Source organism: Paenibacillus sp. Marseille-Q7038, assembly GCF_965111595.1.
On the sequence record NZ_CBCOOM010000001.1, the window covers coordinates 3,014,590 to 3,030,923 of the forward strand.

The following is a 16,334-nucleotide window of genomic DNA, read 5'->3' on the forward strand; positions in this document are numbered from 1 at the left end:
CTCTCATCCTCTATCTGAATAAATAAACATCGAATCTCCAAAACTAAAGAAACGATATTGTTGTTTCACTGCCTCATTATAAGCTTCCATAATTTTCTCTCTGCCTGCAAGTGCACTGACCAGCATCACAAGAGTAGACTTGGGAAGATGGAAATTAGTAATGAGCGCATCCACTACTTTGAACGTATAGCCGGGATATATAAAAATATCCGTCCAGCCACTGCTTGCAACCAAATCTTGTCCTTCAAATTGATTCCCCACCGTCTCCAGCGTTCGGCAGCTCGTGGTCCCAACCGCAATGACTCTTCCGCCATTCTTCTTGGTTTCATTAATTAAATCTGCTGTCTCCTGTGAGATGGAGTAATACTCGGCATGCATAACATGATCTTCTACTACGTCTACTGACATCGGTCTAAACGTTCCAAGTCCTACATGGAGAGTAAGAAACCCAATGCGAACTCCTTTTTGTTTAATTTCCTCAAGCAGTTCAGTAGTAAAATGAAGCCCTGCCGTTGGAGCGGCTGCAGACCCTTCATGTTTCGCGTAAACCGTCTGGTACCGCTCTTTGTCTTCTAATTTTTCTTTAATATATGGAGGCAATGGCATTTGACCAAGCCGGTCCAATATTTCCTGGAAAATACCTTCATAATGGAAACGGATAATCCGTCCCCCCATGTCGGTCTCTTCTTCAATGGTAGCTGACAACTCGTCTCCAAAACGAATGACGGCCCCTTTTCTGAGTCTTTTCCCTGGTTTAACTAAGGTCTCCCAGCGATTGTCGCCCAGATTATGGAGAAGCAGAACTTCTGCTTTAGCTCCCGTATCTTCTTTTACACCAAACAATCGTGCAGGTATAACTCTTGTATCATTCAGAATCAAGGTATCCCCAGGATGAAGATAATTAATGATATCTGAAAATGTATGGTGTTCCATTTCCCCACTGTCCTTGTTCAGGGTCAGGAGTCTTGATGCCGTTCGATTTTCAAGTGGTGTCTGAGCTATCAAAGATTCAGGTAGCTCAAAATCATATAGATCTACATTCATTATGTCGTCATTCCTTAACTATAGTTACGTTCTGATAATAGTGTTTCAAAATAGACTGGTAATCATACCCTTCATCAGCAAGTCCTTTTGCTCCCCACTGAGACAGACCCAGCCCGTGCCCATATCCTTGACCTGTAAACAGAAAAGCTTGGGACTTGCTAATGCTAACTGCTCTTGCCTCGCTGTCTTTATTCATAACAACCAGGGAGTTTCCAGAATAAGATGACGTACCGGAAGCCGATACTACAGAAGCTCCAGCCGCCCCAGATGTAGTCACAACTTGTCCATTTGCACCTAGTACAGTATAACTTCCGGTATTCGTAATATCAAACAAAGTGCTCGGTAAACTTCCAAAAGCACTGCGATATGCATCTCCGTATTTAACACCAAGCACTTGTCCATTCGCTTTCACTTCTACTGCTCTACCCGATGGACCCCGGCTTGTTACTTCCAAGCTAGAAATAGTGGATGGAACGGTCGTTGATATTTTCCCTTGAAGCATCGCTGAAATCTCCGTAGATGTAAACGGTCCACGCATCCAGCTGTACGTACCCGATTCTTTTGTTTTTCCAAGAATAACCGACTCCGTACCTGGATTTAGTTGGGCTACAGGAGAGACACTCGACTGGATAAGGGGAATTTTTCGAACATTCGTATTTTTAGCAGTAACCGTAAGTTTAGACAATCCCGCTGCAGTCGTTCCTTCTAGCAGTTTTGTGTTATCTTCCCGAATATAGCCTGTCTTTCCATCACTTAGAAGTACATGATACCAATTATGTGTCCCTTCTTGAGCGGATTTATCTCCTGAACTATCTACGCTTGCGAATAGTGTCCCGCCCCCATTCCATACTTCAGACGGATCCGCAGTTATTCCTCCCGCATTGGAAGAGAAAATAGCCTCAATGACTTTTCCACCGGTTTTAATAACTTCTCCGGCGGTAGCGTTTACGGCATTTGTTACATTCTGATGCTCTGATCCGATTCCGTTATAAGCTTGGCTTAACGTCGTATCTACCACATTAGCGATCTTAAATTTATTCCCTTGATAGAGGGCATAGCTTCGCGCAGCAACGGATTGTGCTTTTAAAGATTCTGCTGGCCAAGATGTGTATACTTCAGCTCCAACAACTGAATACAAATACTCTTCAAGTGGTACTTGATTGACAAGAGCGAGTTGCCCGTTATATGCACTGATTTCAAAATCTCCTCGATATGTACGTGCCGAACGCTCCGTTACTTTTATGCCCGTGCTACTCGAATCTAGCAATAACTTCATGTCGGTCCCGCTTACTATATAGTGGTTGGTTACTTCAGGAGAGACCAAATTAAGAGTCACATCTTGCCTAATGATTAAAGCATTCATTCCCGTTCTTACCGAACTTAAAGATAGTTGCGGCATTTTTACTTTCACGAGTTTTTCTAAGGCAGCTAGAGAAGCATCCGTTGTTTCTTCACCAACCCATACTGCATATTCAGGCCTACCGCCTTCCGACTGGATGACTGTAAAGGCATCATAACCATTGGAAGTTATCGTATCACGCGTTGTATCCGCATCTTTCTTACTCGCAAATACACCTGCTTGACTATGCTTGCTTCCTTTCACAACTGGCTTTTGTCCAGCCAAATAAGAAGCAGCTGACTTCTGTGCTCGTACTGCAGCTGCTTCCGCAAGAGCTGATGTGGAGTAGTTTCCTGTGTAAACTTGGTATATTGTTTTTCCGTTTTTAGAAGATTGATAAATGATGGGTTTATCGACTGTTCCCTGCAATACCTTTGCAGCCCCAGAAGCCGTCTTAAACACATCTGTTTCTAGCACTTTCACACGAAAACCATCGACACTAAAACGTGTTTGTGTGGAAGCTGGCAATGATATCCATGATTCATAACCTGAGGCCCCATTTATCCCAGCAGTCCAATCTCCATCCGTTTGAAGTGTAACTGCTGGTGTAGTGGATCTATAGGTGCTTCCGAGATCTGCGAATAGTGCAACACGAATGGTGTCGTTTATTGCAGCACTAGCTGAAGGAAGTGGTCCCCATAAACTACCTGCCAGCAGTGCTGCAGCAAGGGTCATCTTAGCTCCCTTTGTCCATAAGGAGCGGACACTTTGAAATTTTGTTATTCGCTTCATTTATCGTTCTCCTCCCCGTTCGTTGATCCAGAAATTCCTGTTTGCTAGTTTTCATCCTCGAGCTACGTACGCACAACACAAAAAATTTGTACTGCGTCAGTACCCAGTTATCTATCTGTAGGCATCGGAATTCCTAGATGCGCATAAGCAGCTGGAGTCACCATTCTGCCTCGTGGAGTTCTTTGCAGAAAACCAATTTGCAGGAGATACGGCTCGTACACATCTTCAATCGTTTGACTTTCTTCCCCAATTGTAGCTGCGATTGTATCAAGACCTACAGGTCCTCCGCGGAAGCTTGTGACCATCGATTTCAGCATCTTATAATCTATATCGTCAAGTCCACGCGGATCGATTTGCAGTCTTTTCAGAGCCTCTTCTGCTAGTGACGAAGTAATAATTCCATCGCCTCGTACCATGGCAAAATCACGAACCCGTTTGAGAAGACGGTTTGCTATACGCGGTGTCCCTCTCGACCGAAGTGCAATCTCTTCAGCTGCATCCCCAACAATTTCAATACCAAGTAAATCGGCTGTACGGGAAACGATAAAAGTTAACTCATCCACAGTATAAAACTCAAGCCGGCTGATCACGCCAAACCGATCTCGAAGTGGAGCAGATAACAGACCTGCTCTTGTCGTTGCACCAATCAAAGTAAAAGGTGGGAGGTCTAGACGCACAGAACGCGCACTTGGGCCTTTACCAATCATAATATCGAGTGCAAAATCCTCCATCGCAGGGTACAGCACTTCCTCTACAGAACGATTAAGCCTGTGAATTTCATCAATAAAAAGGACATCCCCTTCTTGCAGATTGGTTAGTAAAGCTGCAAGGTCACCAGGCCGCTCAATCGCCGGTCCAGAAGTAGTCCGCAGGTTCACACCAAGTTCATTCGCAATAATGTTTGACAGCGTAGTTTTACCTAATCCTGGAGGACCGTATAAAAGCACATGATCCAGTGCTTCATTTCTCATCTTAGCAGCTTCAATGTATACCTTTAAGTTTTCCTTTACTTGATCCTGTCCAATATATTCATTCAAATAGCGGGGACGTAAACTCAGCTCCACCGCTTGATCTTCCATCATCAGGTTGGCCGATATAATCCGGTCATCCATACTTATCCCTCTATTCTATTCCTGTTTATCCTGTAAAAAGCATTTTAAGAGCTTTCTTCATAAGTAAGTCTGCTGTATCTTCTGCCGTTGTATCGTTTTTCATGCGAAGCCATACTTTATCAAGCTCACTGTCTGTATATCCAAGGGCTTTCAGACCTTCTCTAGCCTCGGACCAGTATGAGCCGTCACCTTCATCTGCTACATTAGGAGCAAATAGTCCAGTAGCATATATCGCCCCACCAAAGCCATCCAGCTTGTCTTTTAAGTCAAGAATCATACGCTGTGCCGTCTTCTTCCCGATCCCTGGAAGTTTTGTCAAAAAAGTAATATTCTCTTGATGTATCGCCGTAACCAGTTGTTCTGGTGTACCTCCAGTTAAAATCCCGAGGGCAACACGTGGACCAATTCCTGATACCTCAATGAGTTTTCGAAACAGTTGTTGTTCCTCGCGAGTTCCAAACCCATAAAGCAGCATCGCATCTTCTCTTACATGGTGATGGGTGTATACTGTAACGACACCTTCTTGCTTAGCAAAAATATAAGGATTCGGACAAAAAATCTGATATCCTATTCCCTGCACATCAACTACGACATGATCATTCTCAATGATCACAATGGGTCCTTTGATATAGTCGATCATTTTTTCAAAACCTCATTTATCTTAGAATTTAGCGCGTAAGAATGAGCGTGGCAAATGGCTACAGCCAGTGCATCAGCTACGTCATCCGGTTTAGGGATGGTTTGTAACTTAAGATACATTCGGACCATTTCCTGAACTTGTCTCTTCTCTGCTTTACCATAGCCTACGACAGCCTGTTTGACTTGCATCGGTGTATACTCAGCAATAGGCAATCCTCTTTGGATTGCTGCGAGAATCAACACACCCCGTGCCTGACTGACCGACATCGCTGTTGTCACATTCCGATTAAAAAACAGTTTCTCTAATGCCACAGCATCAGGTTTATATTTATCAATTAATTGCAACATAGCCTCATACACATGAAGCAGTCTTTCCTCATCGGGTGTATGTGCCTCTGTCTGTATACATCCATATTGAACGGGAGTGAGTTTACTCCCTGTTTTATCTATAAAACCAAAACCAACAATAGCAATACCCGGGTCAATTCCTAAAAAACGCAAATACATCTCTCCTTAACATACTGCGAACATATGTATCGTTTATTCATTATATCAAATGTTCCAGCCCTATAACGAAAAAGTTTGCACTTCGACGAAAACTCCGAATATTCCTTGAATTTTTTGTATAAAAAACAAAAAAAGACGGATCTTCATCCGCCTTTTCTCGCATATCTATTCTACAATATTCCCTACAGGGGCAACCGCATAATCGCCAAAAGTAGAAAGCACACTATTATATTCCTCTATATCCTGCACACGTATGCCATTTTGCAGTTGTGCAAGTACACCCGCTGGTAAAGAGGTTTCCATTGACCCGACATCAAGTTGAAAAAAAGTACGAATGGTCTTCTCTTCCTTTGGCTTCCCATCAAAGAGTGTTAGGTTTCCTTCTTTATCTAAACTCATATATGCGTTTTCTTTACAATACGGAGATAGGTCATTGACCGTTTCCTGTACGACTAGATCATTTTCCGACTCAATATAGCCAGACCACCCAGGATGCTGCTTGACCAGAGTGATCATTTCTTCAGGAGTAAACTCACCCAAGTTTATAGTTTCTGTACCGCAAACATAGTTTTTCTCTAAAAAAATGCGGCGCAACTTGTCGTTTGAACGGATTTGTTCCAACAGACTAGCTTGGGCTAAGTTGCTGTCTTCTTCAAGGGATGAGTTTTCTTCTAACACTTCAATGCTTCCTGCTGTTAAGAGGGATTGTACCATCTGAGAGATGGGTAAGCCCGCTCCAGCTATTAATGCAAGTAAAATACATATCGTGAATGTGGTTAGCGTTCGTTTGATTTTCTTCCATCGTTTATTAAAATTAAGAAACTTCAATTGGATCCCCTTCTAACACACTTTTTAGTCTATTGTGACCGAGATCCAATCTTTATATACAAAAAAAGGTTATTGCCTAAGCAATAACCTTTTCATAATCGGGATGACACGATTTGAACATGCGACCCCCTGGACCCAAACCAGGTGCTCTGCCAAGCTGAGCTACATCCCGAAATATATATGCCGGTGAAGGGACTCGAACCCCCACGGTTTCCCTCACGATTTTGAGTCGCGCGCGTCTGCCAATTCCGCCACACCGGCTTGTTTTTTATTTCTTATTTAAAAATATAATGGCGCGCCCTGAGAGATTCGAACTCCCGGCCTTTTGATTCGTAGTCAAACGCTCTATCCAGCTGAGCTAAGGGCGCAAAAAATATAAAAGCGGACGACGGGAATCGAACCCGCGACCCTCGCCTTGGCAAGGCGATGCTCTACCGCTGAGCCACGTCCGCAATTAAAGGATGCGCGTGAAGGGACTCGAACCCCCACGTCATAGACGCTAGATCCTAAGTCTAGTGCGTCTGCCAATTCCGCCACACGCGCATATAAATGATGGTGAGCCATGAAGGGCTCGAACCTTCGACACCCTGATTAAAAGTCAGGTGCTCTACCAACTGAGCTAATGGCTCCTAACGATAAGGAAGCTAGTCCCTCAATCAGTAATACTTCTAGAATAAAAATGGCGGAACTGACGGGATTCGAACCCGCGATCTCCTGCGTGACAGGCAGGCATGTTAGGCCTCTACACCACAGTTCCAAGTATTACAATTGCGGGGGCAGGATTTGAACCTGCGACCTTCGGGTTATGAGCCCGACGAGCTACCGAGCCGCTCCACCCCGCGATATTTGATATGGTGGAGATTGAGGGGATCGAACCCCCGACCCTCTGCTTGTAAGGCAGATGCTCTCCCAGCTGATCCATATAAAGTGACCCGTAGGGGATTCGAACCCCTGTTACCTCCGTGAAAGGGAGGTGTCTTAACCCCTTGACCAACGGGCCGCTGGCTCCCCGAACAGGGCTCGAACCTGTGACAACTCGATTAACAGTCGAGTGCTCTACCAACTGAGCTATCAGGGAATATGTATTATAATTAGGTATCAATAAAATGGGTGTCCCAGATTATTAAAACTTTGCTTGGCGACGTCCTACTCTCCCAGGACCCTGCGGTCCAAGTACCATCGGCGCTGGAGGGCTTAACGGTCGTGTTCGGGATGGGTACGTGTGGAACCCCTCCGCTATCGCCACCAAACATGATTTTTGCGCTGTGATATCTTCAGTGAATACTCACCAGCAAAATATCAGACCTTAGAAAGGACATGCAACTTAAAATCTTCGGAAAATCCATTCGCTCTTCGCGTTCACTTGGGTTCAACACGGAAGTGTGAATCAAGAAACAAGCGTCAGGTTCTCCTCAAAGATTTGCTCCCTGAAAACTAGATACGAAACAATCTTTGCGATTTTAATATTTAGGATAAGCCCTCGACCGATTAGTACTGGTCAGCTCCATGCATTGCCGCACTTCCACCCCCAGCCTATCTACCTCGTCGTCTTCAAGGGGTCTTACTAATTGGGAAATCTCATCTTGAGGTGGGCTTCGCGCTTAGATGCTTTCAGCGCTTATCCCTTCCATACATAGCTACCCAGCGATGCTCCTGGCGGAACAACTGGTACACCAGCGGTATGTCCATCCCGGTCCTCTCGTACTAAGGACAGCTCCTCTCAAATTTCCTACGCCCACGACAGATAGGGACCGAACTGTCTCACGACGTTCTGAACCCAGCTCGCGTACCGCTTTAATGGGCGAACAGCCCAACCCTTGGGACCTACTTCAGCCCCAGGATGCGATGAGCCGACATCGAGGTGCCAAACCTCCCCGTCGATGTGGACTCTTGGGGGAGATAAGCCTGTTATCCCCATAGCTTTTATCCGTTGAGCGATGGCCCTTCCATGCGGTACCACCGGATCACTAAGCCCGACTTTCGTCCCTGCTCGACTTGTAGGTCTCGCAGTCAAGCTCCCTTGTGCCTTTACACTCTGCGAATGATTTCCAACCATTCTGAGGGAACCTTTGGGCGCCTCCGTTACTCTTTAGGAGGCGACCGCCCCAGTCAAACTGCCCACCTGACACTGTCCTCGCACCGGATCACGGTACCAAGTTAGAACCTAGATACGATCAGGGTGGTATCCCAACGTTGCCTCCACACAAGCTGGCGCTCATGCTTCTTAGGCTCCCACCTATCCTGTACAGATCGTACCCAAATCCAATATCAAGCGCAGTAAAGCTCCATGGGGTCTTTCCGTCTTGTCGCGGGTAACCTGCATCTTCACAGGTATTAAAATTTCACCGGATCTCTCGTTGAGACAGCGCCCAAGTCGTTACGCCATTCGTGCGGGTCAGAATTTACCTGACAAGGAATTTCGCTACCTTAGGACCGTTATAGTTACGGCCGCCGTTTACTGGGGCTTCGGTTCATAGCTTCGGATTACTCCTAACCACTCCCCTTAACCTTCCAGCACCGGGCAGGCGTCAGCCCGTATACTTCGCCTTGCGGCTTCGCACAGACCTGTGTTTTTGCTAAACAGTCGCTTGGGCCTTTTCACTGCGACCCCCTCGTGCTATTCACACTACCGGGGTACCCCTTCTCCCGAAGTTACGGGGTCATTTTCCCTACTGCGTCCCCCCATCGCTCGTAACGATTTACGGTGGTACAGGAATTTCGACCTGTTGTCCTTCGACTACGCCTTTCGGCCTCGCCTTAGGTCCCGACTTACCCTGAGCGGACGAGCCTTCCTCAGGAACCCTTAGGTTTTCGGCGGATCAGATTCTCACTGATCTTTTCGTTACTCATACCGGCATTCTCACTTGTATACAGTCCAGCAGTCCTTCCGGTCTACCTTCAACCCGGTATACAACGCTCCCCTACCCCTGATACATAGTATCAAGCCATAGCTTCGGTGGTGTGTTTAGCCCCGTTACATTTTCGGCGCAGAGTCACTCGACCAGTGAGCTATTACGCACTCTTTAAATGGTGGTCGCTTCTAAGCCAACATCCTGGTTGTCTGTGCAACTCCACATCCTTTCCCACTTAACACACACTTGGGGACCTTAGCTGATGGTCTGGGCTGTTTCCCTCTTGACAATGGATCTTAGCACTCACTGTCTGACTCCGGAATACAAGTCTATGGCATTCGGAGTTTGACTGAGCTTGGTAACCCTTGCGGGCCCCGCACCCAATCAGTGCTCTACCTCCACGACTTACTTGTTCCGAGGCTAGCCCTAAAGCTATTTCGGGGAGAACCAGCTATCTCCGAGTTCGATTGGAATTTCTCCGCTACCCCCACCTCATCCCCGCACTTTTCAACGTGCGTGGGTTCGGGCCTCCAGTGCGTGTTACCGCACCTTCACCCTGGACAGGGGTAGATCACACGGTTTCGGGTCTACGTCCACGTACTAACTCGCCCTATTCAGACTCGCTTTCGCGCGGCTACGGCTTTTCACCTTAACCTTGCACGGGAACGTAACTCGCCGGTTCATTCTACAAAAGGCACGCCATCACCCATAAAACGGGCTCTGACTTTTTGTAAGCACACGGTTTCAGGTTCTATTTCACTCCCCTTCCGGGGTGCTTTTCACCTTTCCCTCACGGTACTGCTTCACTATCGGTCGCTAGGGAGTATTTAGCCTTGGCAGATGGTCCTGCCGGATTCATACGAGGTTTCACGTGCCTCGCACTACTCGGGATGGGTCTCGGAGGGAACAGACTTTTGACTACAGGGCTTTTACCTTCTCTGGCGGGCCTTTCCAGACCTCTTCAACTAATCGGTTCCTTTGTAACTCCATGTGAGACGTCCCACAACCCCAACCAGCAAGCTGATTGGTTTGGGCTAATCCGCGTTCGCTCGCCGCTACTGACGGAATCACTATTGTTTTCTCTTCCTCAGGGTACTTAGATGTTTCAGTTCCCCTGGTCTGCCTTCAACTACCCTATGTATTCAGGTAGAGATAACTATCCATTACGATAGCTGGGTTTCCCCATTCGGACATCCCCGGATCAAAGCTTGCGTACAGCTCCCCGAGGCAGTATCGTTGTTCGCCACGTCCTTCATCGGCTCCTAGCGCCTAGGCATCCTCCGTGTGCTCTTAATAGCTTAACCATATGCTCATTTTTGACTGATTCACTCCGGTTGGCATTCGCCAAAAGTCGTTCATCATTCAAAAATTTCGCTATGCAATCTATTAATCTTCACTTGTTTAACACAAGTTCAGCTTAAAGGATATTTCTAAAATCGCAAAATTGTTTCGTTATCTAGTTTTCAAGGAACAACAACCATGTGTTCTTGGGTTCAGCACGGATGTGCGAATAAAGAATACATGTGATTTTGAGAGATTAAACTCTCAAAACTGAACAACGAGTGAGTGTGTTTGGAAGCTTAGCTTCCGATTTGAATGTTTCCATTGCAGGAAACGATTCTCCATAGAAAGGAGGTGATCCAGCCGCACCTTCCGATACGGCTACCTTGTTACGACTTCACCCCAATCATCTACCCCACCTTCGACGGCTGGCTCCTTGCGGTTACCCCACCGGCTTCGGGTGTTGTAAACTCTCGTGGTGTGACGGGCGGTGTGTACAAGACCCGGGAACGTATTCACCGCGGCATGCTGATCCGCGATTACTAGCAATTCCGACTTCATGCAGGCGAGTTGCCTGCAATCCGAACTGAGACCGGCTTTTAAGGATTTGCTCCACCTCGCGGCTTTTCTTTGCCCGTTGTACCGGCCATTGTAGTACGTGTGTAGCCCAGGTCATAAGGGGCATGATGATTTGACGTCATCCCCACCTTCCTCCGGTTTGTCACCGGCAGTCACCTTAGAGTGCCCAGCTTTACCTGCTGGCAACTAAGATCAAGGGTTGCGCTCGTTGCGGGACTTAACCCAACATCTCACGACACGAGCTGACGACAACCATGCACCACCTGTCTCCTCTGTCCCGAAGGAAAGGTCTATCTCTAGACCGGTCAGAGGGATGTCAAGACCTGGTAAGGTTCTTCGCGTTGCTTCGAATTAAACCACATACTCCACTGCTTGTGCGGGTCCCCGTCAATTCCTTTGAGTTTCAGTCTTGCGACCGTACTCCCCAGGCGGAATGCTTAATGTGTTAACTTCGGCACCAAGGGTATCGAAACCCCTAACACCTAGCATTCATCGTTTACGGCGTGGACTACCAGGGTATCTAATCCTGTTTGCTCCCCACGCTTTCGCGCCTCAGCGTCAGTTACAGCCCAGAAAGTCGCCTTCGCCACTGGTGTTCCTCCACATCTCTACGCATTTCACCGCTACACGTGGAATTCCACTTTCCTCTTCTGTACTCAAGTTACCCAGTTTTGGGTGCGACCCGAGGTTGAGCCCCGGGATTAAACACCCAACTTAAATAACCGCCTGCGCGCGCTTTACGCCCAATAATTCCGGACAACGCTTGCCCCCTACGTATTACCGCGGTCGCTGGCACGTAGTTAGCCGGGGCTTTCTTCTCAGGTACCGTCACTCCTTGAGCAGTTACTCTCAAGGACGTTCTTCCCTGGCAACAGAGCTTTACGATCCGAAAACCTTCATCACTCACGCGGCGTTGCTCCGTCAGACTTTCGTCCATTGCGGAAGATTCCCTACTGTCGCCTCCCGTAGGAGTGCCGTGTCTCAGTCCCAGTGTGGCCGATCACCCTCTCAGGTCGGCTACGCATCGTCGCCTTGGTAGGCCTTTACCCCACCAACTAGCTAATGCGCCGCAGGCCCATCCACAAGTGACAGATTGCTCCGTCTTTCTTTCTTCTCTCATGCGAGAGAAGAACCTATCCGGTATTAGCTACCGTTTCCGGTAGTTATCCCAGTCTTATGGGCAGGTTGCCTACGTGTTACTCACCCGTCCGCCGCTAAGTTTCAGAGAAGCAAGCTTCTCATTAACTCCGCTCGACTTGCATGTATTAGGCACGCCGCCAGCGTTCGTCCTGAGCCAGGATCAAACTCTCCAATAAAGTTATTGAAAAGAGCGATATGCTCATTTAGAAAATGCTGACGAGAACTAAAAGTTCTCTATTCAATTTATTATGACCAACAAATTGAACTTGTATTGATTCACTCACGAGTTTTACTTACGTAAAACTCCTCGTTGTTCAGTTTTCAAAGATCAATCTCGCTAACAACTTTCGTCATCAGCAACTCTTATATAATATCATGTCTTTGGGATGCTTGTCAATAGTTTTTTTAATTTGTTTTTCTATTAATCTAGTAAAACTATTTCTCTTTATTCCCGCCTGTCAGTGACAGGACTTATAATATATCATGGATATCTCATTTGCGCAACCCTTTTTTATAAAAAAAAGAAAAGCGGAATAATTCCGCCTTTCTCATGAGGATATTATCGTTTAATCCATGGGTTTCTCCGTTCTTTACGTGCTCTGCCTTGTCTTGATGCTTGACTATTATTACTTGCGGCTTTGATTCGTTTATTCGATGATACTGCTGCTTTTTTCACTTTATTTGATTTGCCGATCGTTTTGTTTTTCTCTGTCGTCTTCTCTTCTTCTAATATAGGGAGCTGATCGAGTCCATTTAAATCAACAATCGGCTCCTGTTGCACCTGATCCCCATTTTGACTGCTAGTTTGGGTAGTTTCTGCTTGGAAAGACGTCTGCCCATAACCATTCGAGTAATTAAGATTATAATAAGGCGGTTGAACTCCGTATTCAGTCGCTCTGAAATAATTCGTGTACTGCGGGCTGTGACCGTAGGCTTGTGGATGCAGCATAGGCTGTGCATTTTGGGCTGTTGCCGCTTTCCAGTCCGCTTCTGCTTGCATATAACTATATGGTAATGGTTTAGCATGACCGCATCCGCAATCTCCTCCATATGAAGGAACATCAACAAGTTCATAATTTACAATGTAACCGCCATGTTCATAAGTGGTATATGGTTGCTGACTTACATCTCCGCTTTTCCCTGATTGATAAGGCGCGTTCTGAACACTCTGCGGCTGCTGGGTATACGGCAGTGGCTGAGGATAACCTTGCTTATTATCATTTACATATCCCATTGGTTGTTGATACGGGTTTTGGTATCCTTGGTATCCTACATTTCCCCCGTACATCCCTTTATCATACACTAGGTTCTGATATGGATTCATATACTCGTTGTTACAATCCTCTTTTTTAGAATGATACTCTTCCTTCTTAGGTTCGTACTCTGGTTTTTTTATTGGTGGTATTGGAATAGGCAGCGGTGTAGGTTTGATCATCTCTGGTTTAGGTACGGGTAGAGGCAGCGGCTTGGAAGGTGGAGGAGCTATTGGTTTCACTTCAGGTTTTGGAGCAGGTTCAATTGGTTTTTTAACTTCTTCTTTAGGTGGTACAGGCTTTGGTTTTGTTATTTCCTCTTTTGGCGGGATTGGTTTGGGTTTCGTGATCTCTGCTTTTGGAGGCATCGGCTTTGTTATCTCTGCTTTTGGTAACACAGGCATTTCCGGCATCTCTGGTAGCTCTGGAAGCTGCGGATAATTGGGCATAGGAGCGGTATTCTTTTTCCCAGTATGTGCTTTGGTGCCAGGTGCTGGTGGGACCGGAGTGCCCTTTTGCAAAATCTCTGTTGTTGTAACATTCGGGGCACTGGTAGATCCAGATGGAATAAACACAGTCTCTCCGACGATCAGTGCATTCGGATTCTTTAACTGCGGATTTGAAGCAATCATATCTTGAAGCGAAACGCCCCAGGCTTTAGAAAGCTTCCATAATGAATCTCCTTGCACTACCTTGTGCTGATGCAGAATCGATCCACCTGGATGTGTCGTAACCGGGGCAGAAGGAATTTTCACCTTCGTACCAATGGTTAATTGATTGGGGTTTGCAATCTCCGGGTTCGCACTGATAATTTTCTCTAACGATACGTTATATTTCTTGGACAAGAAATACAGGGTATCTCCTTCTTTGACGATGTGTATTCTCACAGGTTTATAACCTCCTTACAATCTTCAGGCATGACATTCGCCCTTTCTTTCGTTACTCTCATCCTATGCAGGACTTTTCACATTGACATCATTTCTCGCAAAAAAAACCTCATTTAGCAAAAATCCTATTCGAGATAGGTTGCTAAATGAGGTTCAACGCGATTATATAACACAATCATCTGTTTCTAAATTAGAAGTAAAAAGTGCCTGGACCCGAATTATACTTCCCTGTATATGTAACAAGGATAGGAGCCCAATACACGCACTTGGCAACCGAGTGCCTCAATTTCTGCAAAAGCTGCTGGCAGTAATGCAGAATCGACGGACTCCAGTACATCAATATAAAAATGATAATTACCCAATCTTTTCTTCGTAGGTCTGGATTCGATTCGCGACAAATTTAACTTTCTCCAAGCAAATGCGGATAAGACCTGATGAAGCGCCCCTGCAAAATCCTCTGGAGGAGTAACTAAGACACTGGTCTTAATATGATCCGCTTCTCTATCCAACTGAATAGGATCATGTCCAATTAATACAAACCGAGTATAGTTATTATCATGATCTGTAACGCGCTCAGCCATTAGATCAAGACCGTGTTTTTGAGCTGCAAGACGCGTAGCAATGGCAGCCCAACCTTTTCCTGGATTTTTCTTCACAATCTCCGCTGCTTCAGCCGTGCTTCCTACACTCTCAAGTTCTGCTTGAGGTGCATAGGTACGGATAAACTGTAGACATTGCGGGATTGCTACGGGATGAGACATGATTTTTCGAATACGTGTGAAGTCAATCTCATCACTGTCATTCAAAAACTCTGATTGATCCCCAATCAAATTCTGAATAGAAGGATATACCCACTCACATTGCATGGGAATGTCTACTTCATGTATCAACCAATCCATATGTAGGCTTACGGAACCGTCTATTGTGTTCTCCACCGGAATAACACTGTAATTACTATTCCCCCGATCTGTGGACCGAAATACGTCGGAGATCAATTTGTAATGATTCCCTTCATAGGGCTCGTCCCCAAACAAAAAATCGAGTGCTTCATGGGATACCGTGCCTTCTGGCAATAATGCAACTCGTTTCATGCTTTAACTTCCCCTTTTAACATGTCCAAAAATGAGTCCGTGTGCATTTTTGTCATTATTTGCACTCCATTATGATCCGGTTGGAGCCATAGTGTATCTGCCTCAAGACCATGTGATTTCATCGTTTCGAGCATATAGTCCTCGAGTTCGTATTTCCGAGCTTCCTCTCTATGCACAAGCGCAAGCACAGTAGGTCCTGCTCCACTAAGCGATGCTCCAAGAGCACCTCTATGAGGAGCTTGTTCCAAAATTTCTGCCATTCCAGGTACAAGTTCTGCCCGATAAGGCTGATGAAGCCTATCTCTCATAGCAGCCGCGAGCAAATCATAGCGCCCTGCAGCCACCGCTCCAACTAACAAAGAAGATCTGCTAATGTTATAGACCGCATCTTGAAGGGAAAGACTTTTCGGTAATGCATCACGCGCTTTGGTTGTTGATAACTGGAAATGCGGAATCACGACCAGAATTTCTAATTCTTTTGGTGGATCAATCTTCACATAATGAGCATTGTTTCCATCCCAAGCTGTGGCAACAAAACCACCGAATAGCGAGGCACCGACATTGTCGGGATGCTTCTCTATTTGTGTAGCTAGCGTAAATAATTGATCCTTTGTTAATGGTGAGCCAATAAGTGCGTTGGCAGCCACAAGAGCGCCGATAATAGCAGAAGCACTGCTTCCAAGCCCGCGTGTAAGCGGGACCTCAGAATACATAGATATAGAAAGTTCCGGAATCTCCACTCCTGCTTCTTCAAATACACTCTGCGCTACTTTATAGATTAGGTTTGATTTATCCGTTGGAATCCCGTCCAGATGTTCACCATGCAAAGCGATACAAGTCTCCTCCGCTTGCTGCATTTCTATATAAGAATACAAGGTGAGTGCCATTCCCAAAGAATCAAAGCCTGGACCAAGATTCGCTGTGCTGGCCGGGACTTTCACTCTTACGATGTTATTCATAACTAGTAATTCCCCTCCAAGTCATCCGAAA

The 16,334-nt window shown here is 46.1% G+C and carries 9 protein-coding genes, 10 tRNA genes and 3 rRNA genes; all 22 read right to left on the bottom strand.

Annotation, left to right across the window (positions count from 1 at the left end; translation table 11 throughout):
• Positions 1-3: 3 nt before the first annotated feature.
• Positions 4-1,044 carry a tRNA preQ1(34) S-adenosylmethionine ribosyltransferase-isomerase QueA gene (queA, locus tag ACWPWY_RS14265; protein ID WP_454192284.1) on the bottom strand — a complete coding sequence of 347 codons (1,041 nt, stop codon included), beginning with the start codon at positions 1,042-1,044 and terminating at the stop codon, positions 4-6.
• Between the two features lie 7 nt (positions 1,045-1,051).
• Positions 1,052-3,175 (bottom strand): SpoIID/LytB domain-containing protein, encoded by a 2,124-nt coding sequence (locus ACWPWY_RS14270; protein ID WP_454192285.1) that lies wholly within the window; start codon positions 3,173-3,175, stop codon positions 1,052-1,054.
• A gap of 107 nt (positions 3,176-3,282) precedes the next feature.
• The gene (gene ruvB / locus ACWPWY_RS14275; RefSeq protein ID WP_213534383.1) at positions 3,283-4,287 is read right to left on the bottom strand and encodes a Holliday junction branch migration DNA helicase RuvB; all 1,005 of its coding nucleotides are present in this window, start codon (positions 4,285-4,287) and stop codon (positions 3,283-3,285) included.
• 25 nt (positions 4,288-4,312) lie between these two features.
• A complete protein-coding gene (gene ruvA / locus ACWPWY_RS14280) occupies positions 4,313-4,927 on the bottom strand; it encodes a Holliday junction branch migration protein RuvA (RefSeq protein WP_454192286.1) in 615 nt (204 codons plus the stop codon).
• Complete coding sequence (ruvC, locus tag ACWPWY_RS14285; protein ID WP_191798681.1) at positions 4,924-5,427, bottom strand: crossover junction endodeoxyribonuclease RuvC; 504 nt, start codon at positions 5,425-5,427, stop codon at positions 4,924-4,926. Before ruvC ends, ruvA begins: the two co-directional genes overlap by 4 nt.
• A 171-nt stretch (positions 5,428-5,598) precedes the next feature.
• Positions 5,599-6,261, bottom strand: coding sequence for a BofC C-terminal domain-containing protein (locus ACWPWY_RS14290; protein WP_454192287.1), 663 nt, complete (start codon positions 6,259-6,261; stop codon positions 5,599-5,601).
• 98 nt (positions 6,262-6,359) lie between these two features.
• Positions 6,360-6,433: transfer RNA gene (locus tag ACWPWY_RS14295), tRNA-Pro, on the bottom strand.
• A gap of 9 nt (positions 6,434-6,442) precedes the next feature.
• Positions 6,443-6,522, bottom strand: a tRNA-Leu gene (locus ACWPWY_RS14300).
• Positions 6,523-6,552: 30 nt separating this feature from the next.
• A tRNA-Arg gene (locus tag ACWPWY_RS14305) sits at positions 6,553-6,629 on the bottom strand.
• A 12-nt stretch (positions 6,630-6,641) separates the two neighbouring features.
• A tRNA-Gly gene (locus ACWPWY_RS14310) sits at positions 6,642-6,713 on the bottom strand.
• 10 nt (positions 6,714-6,723) lie between these two features.
• Positions 6,724-6,804, bottom strand: a tRNA-Leu gene (locus tag ACWPWY_RS14315).
• Positions 6,805-6,814: 10 nt separating this feature from the next.
• Positions 6,815-6,890: transfer RNA gene (locus ACWPWY_RS14320), tRNA-Lys, on the bottom strand.
• Positions 6,891-6,941: 51 nt separating this feature from the next.
• A tRNA-Asp gene (locus ACWPWY_RS14325) sits at positions 6,942-7,018 on the bottom strand.
• A gap of 11 nt (positions 7,019-7,029) precedes the next feature.
• Positions 7,030-7,103, bottom strand: a tRNA-Met gene (locus ACWPWY_RS14330).
• 86 nt (positions 7,104-7,189) lie between these two features.
• A tRNA-Glu gene (locus tag ACWPWY_RS14335) sits at positions 7,190-7,261 on the bottom strand.
• A 2-nt stretch (positions 7,262-7,263) separates the two neighbouring features.
• Positions 7,264-7,339 (bottom strand) — tRNA-Asn (locus ACWPWY_RS14340).
• Between the two features lie 55 nt (positions 7,340-7,394).
• Positions 7,395-7,511: ribosomal RNA gene (gene rrf, locus ACWPWY_RS14345) — 5S ribosomal RNA — on the bottom strand.
• A gap of 218 nt (positions 7,512-7,729) precedes the next feature.
• Positions 7,730-10,417: ribosomal RNA gene (locus tag ACWPWY_RS14350) — 23S ribosomal RNA — on the bottom strand.
• 324 nt (positions 10,418-10,741) lie between these two features.
• Positions 10,742-12,289 (bottom strand): 16S ribosomal RNA (locus ACWPWY_RS14355).
• Together the 16S, 23S and 5S rRNA genes with 10 tRNA genes alongside form the textbook arrangement of a ribosomal RNA operon.
• 383 nt (positions 12,290-12,672) lie before the next feature.
• A complete protein-coding gene (locus ACWPWY_RS14360; RefSeq protein WP_454192288.1) occupies positions 12,673-14,253 on the bottom strand; it encodes a LysM peptidoglycan-binding domain-containing protein in 1,581 nt (526 codons plus the stop codon).
• Between the two features lie 218 nt (positions 14,254-14,471).
• The gene (gene pheA / locus ACWPWY_RS14365) at positions 14,472-15,344 is read right to left on the bottom strand and encodes a prephenate dehydratase (protein ID WP_454192289.1); all 873 of its coding nucleotides are present in this window, start codon (positions 15,342-15,344) and stop codon (positions 14,472-14,474) included.
• Positions 15,341-16,303 (bottom strand): homoserine kinase, encoded by a 963-nt coding sequence (thrB, locus tag ACWPWY_RS14370; protein ID WP_454192290.1) that lies wholly within the window; start codon positions 16,301-16,303, stop codon positions 15,341-15,343. The genes pheA and thrB overlap by 4 nt, the downstream gene beginning before the upstream one ends.
• Positions 16,304-16,334: the final 31 nt, after the last annotated feature.

Excerpts from the sequence above, each read along its gene's own strand:
- pheA (WP_454192289.1), bottom strand. The coding sequence starts at position 15,344 with ATGAAACGAGTTGCATTATTGCCAGAAGGCACGGTATCCCATGAAGCA.
- ruvB (WP_213534383.1), bottom strand. The coding sequence starts at position 4,287 with ATGGATGACCGGATTATATCGGCCAACCTGATGATGGAAGATCAAGCG.
- ACWPWY_RS14270 (WP_454192285.1), bottom strand. The coding sequence starts at position 3,175 with ATGAAGCGAATAACAAAATTTCAAAGTGTCCGCTCCTTATGGACAAAG.
- thrB (WP_454192290.1), bottom strand. The coding sequence starts at position 16,303 with ATGAATAACATCGTAAGAGTGAAAGTCCCGGCCAGCACAGCGAATCTT.
- queA (WP_454192284.1), bottom strand. The coding sequence starts at position 1,044 with ATGAATGTAGATCTATATGATTTTGAGCTACCTGAATCTTTGATAGCT.
- ruvA (WP_454192286.1), bottom strand. The coding sequence starts at position 4,927 with ATGATCGACTATATCAAAGGACCCATTGTGATCATTGAGAATGATCAT.